The organism is Burkholderia sp. WSM2232 (assembly GCF_000472545.1).
Taxonomy (GTDB): domain Bacteria; phylum Pseudomonadota; class Gammaproteobacteria; order Burkholderiales; family Burkholderiaceae; genus Paraburkholderia.
Window position 1 is genome coordinate 39,004 of the sequence record NZ_AWZV01000012.1, and the last position, 14,415, is coordinate 53,418.

Annotated in this window: 12 protein-coding genes; 6 read left to right on the forward strand and 6 right to left on the reverse strand. The window is 64.0% G+C overall.

The features are described from left to right. The first annotated feature begins 82 nt into the window (after positions 1 to 82). From F757_RS0112515 to rsmA, 4 genes are all read left to right on the forward strand, one after another. A complete protein-coding gene (locus F757_RS0112515) occupies positions 83 to 2,449 on the forward strand; it encodes an LPS-assembly protein LptD (RefSeq protein WP_027211683.1) in 2,367 nt (788 codons plus the stop codon). Between the two features lie 67 nt (positions 2,450 to 2,516). Beyond that, positions 2,517 to 3,878 (forward strand): peptidylprolyl isomerase, encoded by a 1,362-nt coding sequence (locus tag F757_RS0112520; protein ID WP_027211684.1) that lies wholly within the window; start codon positions 2,517 to 2,519, stop codon positions 3,876 to 3,878. A 5-nt stretch (positions 3,879 to 3,883) separates the two neighbouring features. Beyond that, positions 3,884 to 4,894 carry a 4-hydroxythreonine-4-phosphate dehydrogenase PdxA gene (gene pdxA, locus F757_RS0112525; protein ID WP_027211685.1) on the forward strand — a complete coding sequence of 337 codons (1,011 nt, stop codon included), beginning with the start codon at positions 3,884 to 3,886 and terminating at the stop codon, positions 4,892 to 4,894. A gap of 164 nt (positions 4,895 to 5,058) precedes the next feature. Beyond that, a complete protein-coding gene (gene rsmA, locus F757_RS0112530) occupies positions 5,059 to 5,889 on the forward strand; it encodes a 16S rRNA (adenine(1518)-N(6)/adenine(1519)-N(6))-dimethyltransferase RsmA (protein ID WP_027211686.1) in 831 nt (276 codons plus the stop codon). 34 nt (positions 5,890 to 5,923) lie between these two features. Here the strand turns inward: rsmA and F757_RS0112535 are convergent, their stop codons facing one another. Continuing rightward, entirely contained in the window at positions 5,924 to 6,862 is a 939-nt protein-coding gene (locus F757_RS0112535) for a DMT family transporter (protein WP_027211687.1), read from the reverse strand. Positions 6,863 to 7,202: 340 nt separating this feature from the next. Between F757_RS0112535 and F757_RS0112540 the strand changes: the two genes are divergently transcribed. Continuing rightward, complete coding sequence (locus F757_RS0112540) at positions 7,203 to 8,315, forward strand: porin (RefSeq protein WP_027211688.1); 1,113 nt, start codon at positions 7,203 to 7,205, stop codon at positions 8,313 to 8,315. 115 nt (positions 8,316 to 8,430) lie between these two features. After that, positions 8,431 to 8,817, forward strand: a complete 387-nt coding sequence (gene gloA / locus F757_RS0112545) for a lactoylglutathione lyase (RefSeq protein WP_027211689.1) — start codon at positions 8,431 to 8,433, stop codon at positions 8,815 to 8,817. 109 nt (positions 8,818 to 8,926) lie between these two features. Here the strand turns inward: gloA and F757_RS0112550 are convergent, their stop codons facing one another. From F757_RS0112550 to glyQ, 5 genes are read right to left on the reverse strand one after another with little or no spacing between them, the layout of a single operon-like run. After that, positions 8,927 to 9,811 carry a M48 family metallopeptidase gene (locus F757_RS0112550; protein ID WP_027211690.1) on the reverse strand — a complete coding sequence of 295 codons (885 nt, stop codon included), beginning with the start codon at positions 9,809 to 9,811 and terminating at the stop codon, positions 8,927 to 8,929. Positions 9,812 to 9,855: 44 nt separating this feature from the next. Beyond that, the gene (locus F757_RS0112555; RefSeq protein WP_027211691.1) at positions 9,856 to 10,614 is read right to left on the reverse strand and encodes a lysophospholipid acyltransferase family protein; all 759 of its coding nucleotides are present in this window, start codon (positions 10,612 to 10,614) and stop codon (positions 9,856 to 9,858) included. 40 nt (positions 10,615 to 10,654) lie between these two features. Next, positions 10,655 to 11,209 (reverse strand): D-glycero-beta-D-manno-heptose 1,7-bisphosphate 7-phosphatase, encoded by a 555-nt coding sequence (gmhB, locus tag F757_RS0112560; protein ID WP_027211692.1) that lies wholly within the window; start codon positions 11,207 to 11,209, stop codon positions 10,655 to 10,657. Positions 11,210 to 11,219: 10 nt separating this feature from the next. Beyond that, a complete protein-coding gene (gene glyS / locus F757_RS0112565) occupies positions 11,220 to 13,322 on the reverse strand; it encodes a glycine--tRNA ligase subunit beta (protein WP_027211693.1) in 2,103 nt (700 codons plus the stop codon). 15 nt (positions 13,323 to 13,337) lie between these two features. After that, positions 13,338 to 14,345 carry a glycine--tRNA ligase subunit alpha gene (gene glyQ / locus F757_RS33440; RefSeq protein WP_084530841.1) on the reverse strand — a complete coding sequence of 336 codons (1,008 nt, stop codon included), beginning with the start codon at positions 14,343 to 14,345 and terminating at the stop codon, positions 13,338 to 13,340. Between the last annotated feature and the right edge of the window lie 70 nt (positions 14,346 to 14,415).

A 14,415-nucleotide genomic window follows, 5' to 3' on the forward strand; every position in this document is an offset into this window, starting at 1 on the left:
CAGCCGACTGTCACGGTCGTGGTGTGCAGGCGGTGGATCGTGACTGCAAAGCTGACGGACGGGCCGATTCGCCAAATGATACATGCCGCCTAGACAGCTTTCCCAAACGAATCCCTCTTGTGCCGCGATGCCGCGCAAAAGGCGGCTCGTCGCGGCGTTAATCGCCGTTCCGGGCCTCGTGCCCGCGCTTGCTCACGCCCAACTGGTCGGCGAGGCCGCGCAGCCGCAGCCAATCGACCCACCGTGGGGCATGCGGCTCGCTCCGCAGCTCGAAGACCATGTGCTGCAGCCCGGACAGAAGCCGGCCACCTTCGTACTCGGCGACTCGACCAACGGCACGACAGACCAGGACATGGCCGTCAAGGGCGCAGCGGAAGTGCGCCGCAATACGGTGGTGATCAAGGCCGACGCGCTGCATTACGATCAGGACACGGACATGGCCGATGCATACGGCCAGGTCCACGTGAACAACAACGGTACGACGTTTGCCGGGCCCGAAGCACATCTGCGCGTGGATTCCAGCGAAGGTTTCATGACGGCGCCCAAGTACCGCTTCAACGTGACGGGCGGCTCGGGCAGCGCGGAGCGCGTCGATCTGCTCGACAACGAGCGCTCTGTGTTCACCAAGGGCACCTACACGGCCTGCGCGTGCTCGGACAACCCGGCGTGGTACATCAAAGGCAGCGAGTTCGATTTCGACACGGGCGCCGACGAAGGCGTGGCCTACAACAGCGTGCTGTTCTTCCAGGGCCTGCCGGTGTTCGCATCGCCGTGGCTGTCGTTTCCGCTGTCGGGCGAGCGGCGCAGCGGTCTTCTGCCGCCCACCTTCTCATTGAGTTCGACGAACGGCTTCGAACTCTCGGTGCCGTATTACTTCAACATCGCGCCGAATCGCGATCTGACGTTCACGCCGCGTCTGATCTCCAAGCGCGGTGTGCAGTTGCAGACTTCGTTCCGCTATCTGTCGCCCACCTATTCGGGCTCGATTACCGGCGAATTCCTGCCGAACGACCGGCTGACAAAGACCAACCGCTACGCGCTGTATATCCAGCACAACCAGAACTTCGGCAACGGGTTCGGCGGCTACATCTACTACAACAAGGTTTCGGACAACACGTATCCGGAAGACCTGTCGTCGTCGGTCAATCAGTTCATGAACGGCACCCAGCTCCTGTATCAGCAGGAAGCGGGGTTGACCTATAACAACGGCCCGTGGTCCGTGCTCGCGCGCGAGCAGCACTGGCAGACGCTCACGCCGTCGGTCGCGCCGTATGGCCGCGAGCCGCAATTGAACGTGAAGTACGCGAAGTACAACGTGGGCGGCTTCGACTTCGGTGCCGAGGCGGACTACACGAACTTCCGCATCACGACCGAGGACATGACCCAAGGTCAGCGGGTGATGTTCAACCCGTACATTTCGTACTCGGTGGTGGGGCCCGGCTACTTTGTCACGCCGAAGGTGCAGTGGCATTTCGCGTCATATAACCTCAACAACATCAGCGGCGACGTGCCCGTTGGTACGCCGAAGAATTTCACGGAATCGATTCCGACGCTGACGTTCGACACCGGCCTGATTTTCGACCGCTCGGTGCGCCTCTTCGGCGAGGATTACATCCAGACGCTGGAGCCGCGCCTGTACTACGTGTACACGCCGTATCGCAATCAGGCGTCCGCGCCGCTCTTCGATACCGCCGAGTCCGACTTCGGTCTCGCGGAAATCTTCACGCCTAACACGTTCGTCGGCAACGACCGTATCGCGGACGCGAACCGGCTGACCGCGGCCATCACCACGCGCTTCATCAACCCGGCAACGGGCGACGAGCGCGCGCGCTTCGTGATCGCGCAGCAGTACTACTTTCAGGATCAGCGTGTCACGCTGCTGCCGAATCAGACCAGCACGCAGGCCACGCATTCCGATCTGATCGTGGGTGCGTCAGTCAAACTCGGAGCCGGTTTCGCCTCGGAAACTGCGTTCCAATATAATGCGGACAACAACCAGCTGGTCAAGACGAGCGTGGGTTTCGGGTTCAGTCCGGCCAGCGGCAAGGTGCTCAACGTCGCCTATCGTTACACGCGCGCGAACACCACGCTCGTCAACCAGCCTATCAACCAGGTGCTGGTTTCGGGGCAATGGCCGCTGTCGCATCGGGTATTCGGGGTTGGGCGGTTCAATTACGACCTCGGCGGGCATCGGGTTGTCGACGGACTCGTCGGTCTGCAGTACGACGCCGACTGCTGGACGCTCGGCGCGGGTATTCAACGCTACGCAAACGGGCTGAATACGTCGGGGCACCAGCAGTCGAGCACGCGCTTTCTCGCGCAGTTGACGTTCAAGGGTTTGTCGAGCGTCGACAACGGGCTGATTGCCGCGTTCCGCAGCAGCGTGGCAGGCTATACGCCGCTGCCGCCACCGCCGCCGCCGGAATCGCGGTTCATCAATTACGAATGACGCTCGCCCGGTCATTCATCGAATGCGAAAAGACGGGCCAGGCGTGCCCGACATCATTGGAGTATCTGTGGCAATCATGAAAAAGCTTCGCTTGGCAACGCTCGCGGCAGGTCTTGCCGCGGTGGCGTCTTTCCTGTCGGTCGCGCCGGTACAGGCGCAGGCGCTCGCCGGCAACCGTGGCCAGACTGTCGACACGATTGCCGCCGTGGTCAACAACGGTGTCATTACGCGGCGCGAGCTCGACGAGCGCGTGGGCCTGATTGCCCGGCGTCTGAACCAGCAGAACGCGCCGGTTCCGCCGGCCGACCAGTTGCGTCAGCAGGTGCTCAACCAGATGGTGCTGGAGCGCATCCAGTTGCAGAAGGCGAAGGAAGTCGGCATCAACATCGACGACGCGGCTGTGCAGAAAACGCTCGAGCGGCTCGCCCAGGCCAATAACCTGTCGCTCGACACGTACCGCGCGCGCATCGAGGCGCAAGGCGTGCCCTGGTCCACGTTCACGAGCGACGCACGCACCGAGCTCACGCTTTCGCGTCTGCGCGAGAAGGAAGTGGACAGCAAGGTCACGGTGTCGGACGCGGAAGTCGCGAACTACATTGCCAGTCAGCGCGGCCCGAATGCCGGCGCGACGAGCGACCTGCACATGCAGCACATCTTCCTGAAGGCGCCCTTGAACGCGCCGCAAACGGATATCGAGGCCGCGCAGAAGAGGGCCGACGCCTTGCTCGCCGAAGCGAAGGGCGGCGCCAACTTCGAAAAGCTCGCGAAGTCGAATTCGCTAGCGCCGGATGCGGGCAAGGGCGGCGACATGGGCTACGCGTCGCCGTCGAAGCTGCCGCCGGAGTTCGTCAAGGCGGCTTCGTCGCTGCGGCCGGGGCAGGTTAATCCGGAAGTCATCCGCACCAGCGACGGCTTTGAAATCGTGCGTCTCGTTGACCGCCGCACCGGTCAGGGCACGAGTTCGGACGCACCGAAGCTCATGCAAACGCACGTGCGTCACATCCTGCTGCGCGTGGGCGACGGCATGTCCGAGCCGCAAGCGCGTCAGAAACTGCTCGAAATCAAGCGGGAAATCGCCGCGGGCGGCGACTTCGCGAAGTTCGCTCACACCTATTCGCAAGATGGTTCGTCGTCGCAAGGCGGCGACCTCGGCTGGATCAGCCCGGGCGAAACCGTGCCGGAATTCGAGCGTGCGATGAACACGCTGCAGGACGGCCAGATCAGCGACCCGGTGCGCAGCGAATACGGTTATCACCTGATTCAGGTGCTCGAGCGCCGCGAGGCGCAAGGCTCCATTGCGCAGCAAATGGACCTCGCGCGCCAGGCCATTGGTCAGCGCAAGGCGGAGCAGGCTTACGCCGACTGGCTGCGCGAACTGCGCGACACCGCTTATGTCGAAGTGAAGCCTGACCTGTCGAGCATTCAGTAACCGTCATGAACAGCGCCGCCCCGTCCGCCAGCTTGCCGTTGCAAATTGCGATCACCACCGGCGAGCCGGCCGGCGTGGGTCCCGAGCTCACGGTGCAAGCGTTGGCCGGCGCGGCAACGCACTGGCCCGGCGCGCAGTTCACGGTGCTGGGCGATGCGGCGCTTCTCGCGGAACGCGCCCGGGCAGTGGGCGTGGACTGGCATGCGCTGGTGGCGGACGGCAAGCGCGTTCAGGTGCAGCATCGGCCGCTCGGCGCGCCGGCGATTGCGGGCACGCTGAACGCGGCTAATGGACGCTACGTGCTCGACCTGCTGGACAGCGCGATAGACGGCGCGATGGCCGGCACTTTCGACGCAATCGTCACCGCGCCGCTGCAAAAAAGCACCATCAACGACGCAGGCGTGCCCTTTACCGGCCACACCGAATATCTGGCGGAACGCACTCACACGCCGCGCGTCGTCATGATGCTAGCGGGCACCGGCAAGCGTGCGTTGCGGGTGGCGCTCGCCACCACCCATCTGCCGCTCAAGGACGTGTCCGCCGCGCTTTCCATCGAGGGGCTCGTTCAAACGCTGCGTATTGTCGATCACGACTTGCGGCATCACTTCGGTCTGCCCGCGCCGCGCATCCTGGTGACGGGACTCAACCCGCACGCGGGCGAAAACGGCTATCTGGGCCGCGAGGAGATCGACGTCATCTCGCCGGCGCTCAAGCTCGCGAACGGGGAGGGCATCGACGCGCGCGGTCCCTACCCGGCCGACACGCTGTTTCAGCCGCGTTATCTGGACGAAGCGGACTGCGTGCTCGCCATGTTCCACGATCAGGGCTTGCCGGTGCTCAAGTACGCAACGTTCGGCGAAGGCATCAACATTACACTCGGCTTGCCGATCATCCGCACGTCGGTCGATCATGGAACCGCGCTGGATCTCGCGGGCACCGGCCGTGCCGACGCGGGCAGTTTGATCGCCGCGATCGACACCGCGGTTTCCATGGCGCAGCACCGCCGCGCGGGCTGATTCAACGCTGCTTATGCCGCGCTCGTCGTTCGGCGCGGCTGCGCGGACCTTGGCGATTCGGCGTTGCTGATTGAGCCTCGGTGGTTCGGCCTCGATAATTCAGCGTTGTACCAGCAGCCTCGCGTGGTCTTTTTTCAAGCAGTTCTCACTTTAGCGTTTCTCCGATGTCCACCAGCAGACAGCAGCAAGGCCGACACCAAGGTCATATCGCCCGCAAGCGTTTCGGTCAGAACTTTCTGGTCGACATGGGCGTGATCGATTCGATCGTCGACGTGATCCGGCCGCAGCGCGGCGAGCGCATGGTCGAAATCGGGCCGGGGCTCGGCGCACTCACCGAGCCGTTGATCGAGCGTCTGGCCACGCCCGAGGCGCCGCTGCATGCCGTCGAACTGGACCGCGATCTGATCGGGCGTCTGAAAAACAAGTTCGGCGCTCTGCTCGAGCTGCACGCGGGCGACGCGCTCGCGTTCGACTTCGGCTCGCTTGCGGCCCCGGGCGACGCGCCGTCGCTGCGCATTGTCGGCAACCTGCCGTACAACATTTCGAGCCCGCTGCTGTTTCACCTCACGTCGTTCGCGCATCGTGTCATCGATCAGCACTTCATGCTGCAGAACGAAGTTGTCGAGCGGATGGTGGCCGAGCCCGGCACGAAGGCGTTCAGCCGTCTTTCGGTGATGCTGCAGTACCGTTATGTGATCGACAAGCAGCTCGACGTGCCGCCCGAGGCGTTTCAGCCGCCGCCGAAAGTCGATTCGGCCATCGTGCGCATGATTCCGTATGCGCCGCACGAACTCACGCCGGTCGACGAGCGCGTGCTGGGCGAGGTGGTCACCGCTGCGTTCTCGCAGCGGCGCAAGATGTTGCGCAATACGCTCGCCGCATTGCGCGATAGGGTGGATTTCGACGCGATCGGCTTCGATCTGCAGCGCCGCGCCGAAGACGTGCCGGTGGCGGAATACGTGCGCGTGGCGCAACTCGTGGCGGCCAAGGCCTGAGCGCGCGGCGCCGCGCTTGTCGCCGGCGTTTGCGCTAGCTTGCCGCTGTACGCTTGCCCGGCGCATTGACGAGCGCGATGCCCGTCAGCACCAGCGCTGCTGCCATGAGAAAGCGCAGGCTGAACGATTCGCCGAGCAGCAGCACGCCGAAGGTCACGCCGAAAAGCGGCGTCAGAAACGAGAACACCGACAGCCGCGACGCGACGTAGCGCGTGAGCAGCCAGAACCACAGCAAATAGCTGACGAACGCAACCACCACGGCCTGGTACGCGAGGCTCGCAACCACGAGCGGCGTGACCGCGTCGACGTGCGCGTCGCCGAGCGCGAGGGCCAGCGCGAGTAGCACCACCGCGGATACCGTGAGTTGATAGAAGAGCGTCTTGCTCGCGCTCGAATGCGCAAGCCGGGTGGCGCGCACCACCACGGTCGTCGCGGCCCAGGCGACGCCCGCCAGCACGCCGAGGGCGTCACCGGCCACGCCGGCCAGCGACGAGCCGCGGGCCGCCGCGCCGTGCAGGAAGCCATCCGCGAAAGCCAGCGTCATGCCGGCGAACGCCACGGCAATGCCGAGCCATTGGAACGGCCGCATCCGCTCGCCTTCGACGAACCAGTGCAGACCGAGCGCCGTGAAGCACGGCGCGGTGTAGAGAAACACCGCCATGCGCGACGCGCTGGTCAGCGTGAGCCCGAGGAAAATGCACACGAACTCGGCCGCGAACAATATGCCCGCCAGCAGGCCCGCGCCGAGCGTGCCGTCGTCGCGAAACAGCGGCGTGCCGCGCGAGCGAGCCCATCCCCACACGAGCAGCGCTGCGATGGTGGAGCGCAAGCCCGCCTGAAAGAGCGGCGGCAGCGCCGCATTGGTGGTCTTGATAGCCACTTGCTGGAAGCCCCAGATCGCGCACAAGCCGACCATCAGCAGAACGGCGAAACCATCGGGGGCGCGACGCGTAGGCAGGGCAGTGGTGCTCATGTGGGCAATGTGTATGGCTCGAGGCGAGACAGGTTGAACGGCGCAGTGAGTACGATAGCAAACCTGCTCGCCTGCCTAGCCGATCACCCCATCGCCTACGCGTGCTTCTCGCAAGTCGCAAGTCATTTGCTGATTTGACGGACGCGGCGCAACGCTCGCGCAACACCTATTTCTTGCCACGACGGTTTCGCGCTAAGGTTCGACGGAAGTTCTGTCGGTACATTCACACGCGTCGGCGTCGAAGGTTCCGAGCTTCCGTAGGAAGCCGCGCCAGCCGGCAATGCCCGCGTCAGCAGCCAGACTCTGTCCGCGCGAAGCGGACCCGCTACGAGGAGAGCACATGATGACCCTGAGCAAAGGCGCGGCGGCGGTGGCGTTGATGTCGCTCGGTTGTCCGGCGGCGCAGGCGCAGTCCAGCGTGACGCTCTACGGCGTGGTGGACGAGAGCGTGCGCTATCTGACTCACGCCAACAAGGCCGGCGATTCGTCGCTCGGTCTCGGCACGGGCGGCATGACGCAAAGCCGCTGGGGCCTGAAGGGCGTGGAAGATCTGGGCGGCGGCTGGTCCACCTTCTTCAAGCTCGAGAATCGCATCTACATCAACAGTGGGCAGAGCGACCCGACCTTGCCGTTTTTCAACGAAGCGCAGATCGGCGTGCGCTCGAATTCCTACGGCCAAGTGATTTTCGGCCGTCAGTACAACGTCATGATCGAAGGGATCACGGTAGCCGGTTACGGCAGCAATCCGTGGATTCCGTACGACTTCAGCTTTCAGCCCGAAGTGACGATGACAGGCGGCATCTGGACCAGCAACCAGGTGCAGTATCAGGCGAAGTACGAGGGCCTCAGCTTCGCGGCGGGCTATGCGTTCGGCGGCAACGCGGGCAACTCGTATGGCACCCAGATCGGCGCGGCGGCGGCCTATGCGCCTGGGGGCGGACCGTTCACCTTCGGGGGCGCGTATGAAGAGTCGAAAGACTCGGTCAACGGCGCGTCGGCAAAAGCGTGGACCTTCGGCGGCTCCTACACGTGGGACAAGACGCGCTTTTCGCTCGGCTATATCGTCAATCGCGCCGACGCCGGCTTTTCCACCTTCGCCAACGGACCATTCACGGCACCTGTGCTTGCCGCGCTCAAATACACGGATTTTTCGCGGCGGCGCATGTTCATGGGCGGCATCACGCAACAGGTCGGCAACGCGTGGCACTTCGCAGCGAACGTTTGGCGGACATTGCAGGACGGCAAGACCGCCGCGAAAGACGGCTCGGCATGGCAATACCAGCTCGTGGCCGACTACGCGCTGTCAAAGCGCACGGACGTCTACGTCGAGGGCGACTATTCGCTGTATCGCGGCGATCTGATCGGCGCGCAACTGCAAGGCGTGAACGGCGTCGGGCTCGCGCAAAAGGGCTCGCAAATCGGCTTGATGGCGGGGCTGCGGCATCAGTTCTGAAACGCGGCGACGGGCAGCTTCACGGCAGCTTTGTGAACGCTTTGCCGCCTGCAGCGGCGGTCGAATCGGGGTACATTTACGCTCTCGACATACATCAAGCAACAGGGAGTACACGATGCGCCTGCTTCACACCATGCTCCGGGTCGGCGACCTGGACCGTTCGATCGCGTTCTACACCGAACTGCTCGGCATGAAGTTACTGCGCCGCGAAGATTATCCGGAAGGCAAGTTCACCCTGGCATTCGTCGGCTACACGGACGAGCGCGACGGTACCGTCATCGAATTGACGCATAACTGGGACACGCCGTCGTATGACCTCGGCACCGGTTTCGGACATCTGGCCGTCGAGGTGGAAGACGCGTATGCGGCCTGCGACAAGATCAAGGCGCAAGGCGGTACAGTCGTGCGCGAAGCCGGACCGATGAAGCACGGCACGACCGTGATCGCGTTCGTGACCGATCCTGACGGCTACAAGATCGAGTTCATTCAAAAGAAAAAATAAGCGCGGCGTGAGTGACGAGGCCGCGCGCCGTGCCATGTCGGAACCGCGGCTTGGCACGGCGCTAGAGCATTAACGCGGTTGCACCGCGGCAGAGCCGCGCAGCGCACGACTATAACGTCGGCAGCAACTCCGGCGGATGCGACTTCAGCGTCTGCCGCGCCTCGCGGAACTCCGGAAAAATTGATTCCACCGTTTGCCAGAAGCGCGGGCTATGGTTCATTTCCCGCAGATGCGCAAGCTCGTGCGCGACGACGTAGTCGATGATGGAAAGCGGGAAGTGAATCAGCCGCCAGTTGAGGCGAATCTTGCCGTCGCTCGAACAACTGCCCCAGCGCGTGGCCGCCGACGAAAGCGCATACGCGCGATAGTTGACGCCCAGTTTCTCGGCATAAATAGCGAGGCGCTCGCCGAACAGACGCTTCGCCTCTCCTTGCAACCAGCCTTGCACACGGTCCTTGATCTGCTGCGGGTCGGCTTGCAAAGGCAGCGGCACTTGCAGCGCGCAATCTTGCGCGCTGAACGCGAGCGTGCCTTGCGGCGAGCCTAATTTCACGCGCACCGGCTGGCCGAGATAGGGCACTTGCGCGCCGTCTTTCCAGTCCACCTTCGGCAGCGCACGCTGTTCGACACGCGTTTGCCACTCAATCAGCTTCGCGAAAATCCAGCGTTGCTTTTCCGTGATCGCGGTTTCAATGTCGGCGAGCGTGACCCAGCGCGGCGCGGTGATCGTGAGTCCGGTGCTGTCGATGGCAAAGCCAATCGAGCGGCGCGCCGAACGCTTGAGCGCGTAATGCAGCGTGCGTGAACCGATGGTGAGGCTGCGTAGCTTGCTGCCGTCCGGTGCGAGCGGCACGGCAGGCTGCTCGCGTTGAGTCGAGCTGGGCCCGGACGGGGAAGGGGACGACGACGTCGACCCCGGCTCGGCAAAGAGCGGGAGATCGAGCTGCCGGTTATCGAGCGCCGCAGCGGGCTGTGGCGTAGGAGACTTCTGCATCGGATTCGGCTTCGCGCTGTTACGCCTTCGAGGGCGTGGGCGCGTCAGATTGGTGCGGCGGCGGAACCGCTTTCCGCCGCGCGATACGCAGCGGGATCGATGCGACGCATTTCAGCTTCGATCCACTGTTCGACGCGCGTGTTCACTTCATCGGGCGTGAGCCCCGTTGTCTGAATCGGCTTGCCGATCGACACTGTGACTATACCCGCATATTTGAGAAACGAGTTGCGAGGCCACACGCGTCCGGCGTTGTGCGCGATCGGCACGACTGGCGCGCCGCTGGCTATCGCGAAGCGTGCGCCGCCCGTCTTGTACTTGCCCTGCTTGCCGGTGGGCGTACGCGTGCCTTCCGGAAACATGATGACCCAGGCGCCTTCCGCCATGCGCGCCTTGCCTTGCCTGATGACCGACTCGAACGCGTACTTGCCTTCCTTGCGGTCGATGTGAACCATCTTCAGCAGGCCGAGCGCCCAGCCGAAAAACGGCACGTACAGCAGTTCGCGCTTGAACACGTAGCACAGCGGCCGCGGCATCAGCGCGGGAAAGGCGAGCGTTTCCCATGCCGACTGGTGTTTGGAGAGCAGCACGGCTGGACCGTCGGGCAGATTCTCCATGCCTTGAATCGTGTAGCGAATGCCATTGAGCCAACGCACCACTATGAGCGTGACGCGGCACCAGCCGGCCGCCATCCAGTAGCGTTTATCGGCGCGCATGAACGGAAACGCGATGAAGCAGGCCATCGCGTACGGCACCGTGAACAGTACGAAGTAGATCAACAGCAGCAAGGAACGGATGAAGCGCATCGGCGTGGTCTGTATGGGTTGAGGACGCGCGCGGTGCGCGTCATTCCTGGGCGTCGGCGAGAAAGTCGAGCACGAATGCGCGCAGATCGTCATGCACGACTGTGCCTTCCGGCAGGCCGCCGGCCGCGAGCGTCTTGCGGCCCTTGCCGGTCAATACCAGATGCACCGGATGCCCGAGTGCCGTGCCTGCTTGCAGATCGCGCATCGCGTCGCCGACCACGGGCGTGTTCTCGGGATCGACCTCGAAGCGCTCGTTGATCATCTTCAGCATGCCCGGTTTCGGTTTGCGGCATTCGCAGTGATCTTCGGCCGTGTGCGGGCAAAAGAACACCGCGTCGATGCGTCCGCCGACAGCCGCCGCCATGCGGTGCATCTTGAGATGCATCGCGTTCAGCGCATTCATGTCGAACAGCCCCCGGCCGATGCCCGACTGATTCGTCGCGACCGCGACGCGATAGCCGGCCTGGCTCAGGCGCGCGATCGCTTCGAGCGAACCCGGCAACGCGACCCATTCGTCCGGCGACTTGATGAACGCGTCCGAATCGACGTTGATCACGCCGTCGCGATCGAGGATCACTACTTTCTTGGTCGGCATGGCGTGCGGCTCAGGCGGCGAGTCGGGAAATGTCCGCGACGCAATTCATCTGCTGATGCAGCGCGCCGAGCAAGGCCAGACGGTTCGCACGCAACGCCGGATCTTCCGCGTTGACCATAACGTCGTTGAAGAACGTGTCGACGGGTTCGCGCAGCGCGGCGAGCGCAGTGAGCGCGCCCGTGTAGTCGCGCGCGGCGAGCTGCGTCTGCACGCGCGGCGCGACCTGTTCGAGCTGCGCGTGCAGGGCCTTCTCCGCCGCTTCGACGAAGAGCGCGGGCTGTACGCCGCCGCTCGCGGTTGCGCTTTCCGACTTCTTCAGAATGTTCGAGATGCGCTTGTTGGCGGCCGCGAGCGACGCGGCTTCCGGCAACGCGGCGAACTCGCGCACCGCAACGAGACGCGCGACGATGTCGTCAAGACGCGTGGGCTCGAGCGCCAGCACCGCGTCGATTTCGCCCGGCGCATGGCCGCGTTCGCGCAGCAGACCGCGCAGGCGGTCCATGCTGAATTCGTAGATGGCTTGTGTCGAATCGGTCACGTTCGGCAGCGCGGCGAATTGAGCGTGAGCCGTGCGCAGCAGTTCGACGAAGTCCACGGCCAGTTGCTTCTCGACCAGAATACGCAGCACGCCGAGCGCGTGGCGGCGCAGCGCGAACGGGTCTTTCTCGCCGGTGGGTTGCAGACCGATGCCCCAGATGCCGACCAGGGTTTCCAGCTTGTCGGCGAGCGCGACCACCGTGCCGGTTGCGGTAGCCGGCAATGCGTCGCCGGAAAAGCGCGGCTGATAATGTTCCGAGCACGCGAGCGCGACTTCTTCCGGCTCGCCGTCGTGGCGCGCGTAATACGTGCCCATGGTGCCCTGCAGCTCGGGGAATTCGCCGACCATGTCGGTGATCAGATCGGCCTTGGCCAGACGCGCGGCGCGCCTGGCGAGCGCCACGTCGGCGCCGATCAGCGCGGCGATTGCGCCTGCCAGCCCTTCGAGCCGCTCCACGCGTTGCAGCGCCGAGCCCAGCTTGTTGTGATACACGACGTTCGCGAGCAGCGGCACGCGCTCGGCGAGCGGCTTTTTCTTGTCCTGTTCGAAGAAGAACTTCGCGTCTGCGAGACGCGGGCGCACCACACGCTCGTTGCCTTCGATAATGTCGCCGGGCGTTGCCGTTTCGATATTCGACACGATCAGGAAACGCGAGCGCAGCTTGCCGTTCGCATCGGTCAGCGCGAAGTATTTCTGGTTGGTCTGCATCGTGAGGATCAGACATTCCTGCGGTACTTGCAGGAACTCGTCCTCGAAGCGGCACGAATAAACCACCGGCCATTCAACCAGCGACGTCACTTCGTCAAGCAGCGACTCGGGCATCACCACCTGGTCGCCGTCAGCGTGCGCGAGCAGATGCGTGCGGATGGTTTCCTTGCGATCCGCGAAATTCGGTACGACGCGGCCTTTGTGCATCAGCGTGTCCACGTACGCATCGGCGTGCTGGATCTGCACGAAGCCTTCGGACAGAAAGCGATGGCCGAGCGTGGTGTCGTCGGCGTCGATGCCGAGCGCGCTCACCGGCACGACGCGCTCGCCGTGCAGCGCGGTCAGCCGATGCACCGGGCGCACGAACTGGACACTAGAGCCGTCCGGACGCTGATAGGTCATCACCTTCGGAATGGGCAGCTTCGTCAGCGTTTCGTCGAGCGCCGCTTGCAGACCTTCCGCGAGCGTGGCGCCCGGCGCGGCGTAGCGCAGGAAGAAAGCTTCCGCCTTACCGTCCTGCGCGCGCTCCAGGTCGCTCACCGAAAAATCGGGGAAGCCAAGCGCGGCGAGCTTCTTCGCGAGCGGCGCGGTGGGCTGGCCGTCTTTGTCCAGCGCGACGGAAACCGGCAGCACTTTTTCGCGCACGTGCCTTTCCGGCGCGACAGCGCGCACGTTCTTCACCATGACGGCGAGCCGGCGCGGCGTCGCATAACGCTCGAACGACAGTTCGCCTTCGATCAGGTCGCGCGCCGCGAGGCGCTCTGCAATACCTTCTGCGAAAGCGTCGCCGAGACGGGCGAGCGCTTTGGGCGGCAGTTCCTCGGTCAGCAGTTCGACCAGCAGGGTAGCTTGATGGGGTTGAGTCATTTCTTGATGTTCTCGTCAGTCCGGGTCGATCTTGCGTTCGACTTTCAGCGGCGGCGCCCACGCGGGCTTGGCGGCGTCCTGCTCGTCGGTGGTGAGGCCGGGCACGCCGTGCACCGGATTGCCGAGCATCGGAAAGCCGAGCTTTTCGCGCGAATCGTAGTAAGCCTGTGCAACGAGACGCGACAGCGCGCGAATCCGGCCAATGTACGCCGCGCGCTCCGTCACCGAGATCGCGCCGCGCGCGTCGAGCAGATTGAACGTGTGGCCGGCCTTCAGCACGAGTTCATAGGCGGGCAGCGCGATCTGCGCTTCGATCATGCGCTTTGCTTCCGCTTCGTAGCTGTTGAAGAACGTGAACAGCAGGTCGACGTTCGCGTGCTCGAAGTTATACGTGGACTGTTCGACTTCGTTCTGGTGATACACGTCGCCATACGTGAGGCGGCGCGTTTCCGGGCCGTTCGGGCCTTCCTCTTCCCACTCGGTCCAGACGAGGTCGTAGACGTTCTCGACCTTTTGCAGGTACATCGCGAGGCGTTCCAGACCGTAGGTGATTTCGCCAAGCACCGGCTTGCAGTCCAGACCACCCACCTGCTGGAAATACGTGAACTGCGTGACTTCCATGCCGTTCAGCCACACTTCCCAACCGAGGCCCCATGCGCCGAGCGTGGGGTTTTCCCAGTCGTCCTCGACGAAACGCACGTCGTTCTGCTGCAGGTCGAAGCCGAGCGCTTCAAGCGAGCCGAGATACAGATCGAGAATGTTTTCAGGCGCGGGCTTGAGCACCACCTGGTACTGGTAATAGTGCTGCAGACGGTTCGGGTTCTCGCCATAGCGGCCGTCTTTCGGGCGGCGCGACGGCTGCACGTAGGCCGCGCGCCACGGCTCCGGGCCGACCGCGCGCAGGAACGTGTGGACGTGCGAGGTGCCCGCGCCGACTTCCATGTCGATCGGCTGGAGCAACGCGCAACCCTGCTTGTCCCAATAGGACTGCAGTGTCAGGATGATTTGCTGAAACGTGAGCATGAAGTGCCTTTCGGGCATGAGGCCGCGCCGCGGGCGCTGAGGCACGCGGGGCGACCGTGGAGCAAAGTGC

What these genes read in the sequence shown, in the direction of transcription:
- glyS (WP_027211693.1), bottom strand. Translation starts at nt 13,322, where the DNA reads ATGACTCAACCCCATCAAGCTACCCTGCTGGTCGAACTGCTGACCGAG.
- glyQ (WP_084530841.1), bottom strand. Translation starts at nt 14,345, where the DNA reads ATGCTCACGTTTCAGCAAATCATCCTGACACTGCAGTCCTATTGGGAC.
- F757_RS0112555 (WP_027211691.1), bottom strand. Translation starts at nt 10,614, where the DNA reads ATGCGCTTCATCCGTTCCTTGCTGCTGTTGATCTACTTCGTACTGTTC.
- gloA (WP_027211689.1), top strand. Translation starts at nt 8,431, where the DNA reads ATGCGCCTGCTTCACACCATGCTCCGGGTCGGCGACCTGGACCGTTCG.
- gmhB (WP_027211692.1), bottom strand. Translation starts at nt 11,209, where the DNA reads ATGCCGACCAAGAAAGTAGTGATCCTCGATCGCGACGGCGTGATCAAC.
- F757_RS0112540 (WP_027211688.1), top strand. Translation starts at nt 7,203, where the DNA reads ATGATGACCCTGAGCAAAGGCGCGGCGGCGGTGGCGTTGATGTCGCTC.
- pdxA (WP_027211685.1), top strand. Translation starts at nt 3,884, where the DNA reads ATGAACAGCGCCGCCCCGTCCGCCAGCTTGCCGTTGCAAATTGCGATC.
- rsmA (WP_027211686.1), top strand. Translation starts at nt 5,059, where the DNA reads ATGTCCACCAGCAGACAGCAGCAAGGCCGACACCAAGGTCATATCGCC.
- F757_RS0112550 (WP_027211690.1), bottom strand. Translation starts at nt 9,811, where the DNA reads ATGCAGAAGTCTCCTACGCCACAGCCCGCTGCGGCGCTCGATAACCGG.
- F757_RS0112515 (WP_027211683.1), top strand. Translation starts at nt 83, where the DNA reads ATGCCGCCTAGACAGCTTTCCCAAACGAATCCCTCTTGTGCCGCGATG.
- F757_RS0112535 (WP_027211687.1), bottom strand. Translation starts at nt 6,862, where the DNA reads ATGAGCACCACTGCCCTGCCTACGCGTCGCGCCCCCGATGGTTTCGCC.